The sequence below is a fragment of the Nocardioides abyssi genome (assembly GCF_030412915.1).
Taxonomy (GTDB): domain Bacteria; phylum Actinomycetota; class Actinomycetes; order Propionibacteriales; family Nocardioidaceae; genus Nocardioides; species Nocardioides abyssi.
Genome location: NZ_JAUHJR010000045.1, coordinates 1 through 395, shown reverse-complemented (window position 1 = coordinate 395; position 395 = coordinate 1). Strand labels below are relative to the sequence as shown.

General features: G+C 47.1%; 1 protein-coding gene. It reads right to left on the bottom strand.

Annotated elements, in window-relative coordinates:
- Positions 1-95: 95 nt before the first annotated feature.
- Positions 96-395: hypothetical protein (locus tag QWY29_RS19835; protein ID WP_300962964.1), on the bottom strand; the 300-nt coding region annotated here is incomplete at its 5' end.

The following is a 395-nucleotide window of genomic DNA, read 5'->3' as shown; positions in this document are numbered from 1 at the left end:
CTACTGAATCAGTCACACCCTCTACCACTGAAGGTGAAACAACCACTACAACAAAAGCGTCAACTCCCACCTCAACTGCAGAAACCTCAACAGTATCAGTCACCACCAGTACCACTGAAGAAATTCCAACAACTACAAACGGGTATCCAGAGTGTCCATGCTTTTGTAATGTGGGTAATACGACTTATAGAGGAGGACCACCAAGTAATTCTAGCCGTGCTCATCACTCGGGTCATGCCATACACAGCAAACACGCTTCCCATCCGAAAGAACACGAGAAACATCATCACGTGGCCCACCAAAGCAAAGCCCACCACGAACATCAAGACAAGGTTCATCATGAACATCACCAAAACAAGGAGCACCACGTCCACCACCAAAACAAAGAACACCAC